This is a genomic window from Caballeronia udeis, assembly GCF_001544555.2.
Lineage (GTDB): Bacteria > Pseudomonadota > Gammaproteobacteria > Burkholderiales > Burkholderiaceae > Caballeronia > Caballeronia udeis.
This window is the reverse complement of the sequence record NZ_FCOK02000237.1, coordinates 1-595: the sequence shown is the minus strand read 5'-3', so window position 1 is coordinate 595 and position 595 is coordinate 1. Positions and strand designations below refer to the sequence as shown.

The following is a 595-nucleotide window of genomic DNA, read 5'->3' as shown; positions in this document are numbered from 1 at the left end:
AGGCTCCTCATGCGCTGCCAAGCAACTCCGCAGCTATACAAAAACCCCACCCCTCAAAGGTGGGGTTTTTGCGTTTCGGAATGACTATAAGTGAGAGACATCGATCACGGTGGACTCGCTGAAGGCTTGACACAACAGCGATGTTCCCCCATAATCGTCAGTTCTCTGCGGAGGGGTGCCCGAGTGGCTAAAGGGGGCAGACTGTAAATCTGTTGGCTTACGCCTACGCTGGTTCGAATCCAGCCTCCTCCACCAGAACATGTAGCAAGCGTCGGGAATCGTTAGACCCAAGCGGGTGTAGCTCAATGGTAGAGCAGAAGCCTTCCAAGCTTATGACGAGGGTTCGATTCCCTTCACCCGCTCCAGCATCAAGGTCCGCCCATGTGGCTCAGTGGTAGAGCACTCCCTTGGTAAGGGAGAGGTCAGCAGTTCGATCCTGCTCATGGGCACCAGCAACACTAGTCCACACTGTTTGCGCGCGGCGCAAGGTACGGAAAAATTCCTGTTAGGAGTCGAAAATGGCAAAAGGTAAATTCGAACGGACCAAGCCGCACGTCAACGTAGGCACGATTGGTCACGTCGACCATGGCAAGAC

General features: G+C 54.5%; 3 tRNA genes and 1 pseudogene. All 4 read left to right on the top strand.

The features are described 5' to 3' along the window. Positions 1 to 169 precede the first annotated feature (169 nt). A tRNA-Tyr gene (locus AWB69_RS45430) sits at positions 170 to 255 on the top strand. Between the two features lie 36 nt (positions 256 to 291). Further along, positions 292 to 365 (top strand) — tRNA-Gly (locus AWB69_RS45425). Between the two features lie 12 nt (positions 366 to 377). Then, positions 378 to 452: transfer RNA gene (locus AWB69_RS45420), tRNA-Thr, on the top strand. 66 nt (positions 453 to 518) lie between these two features. Further along, positions 519 to 595, top strand: a pseudogene (locus AWB69_RS46840) (GTP-binding protein); the annotation flags it as partial.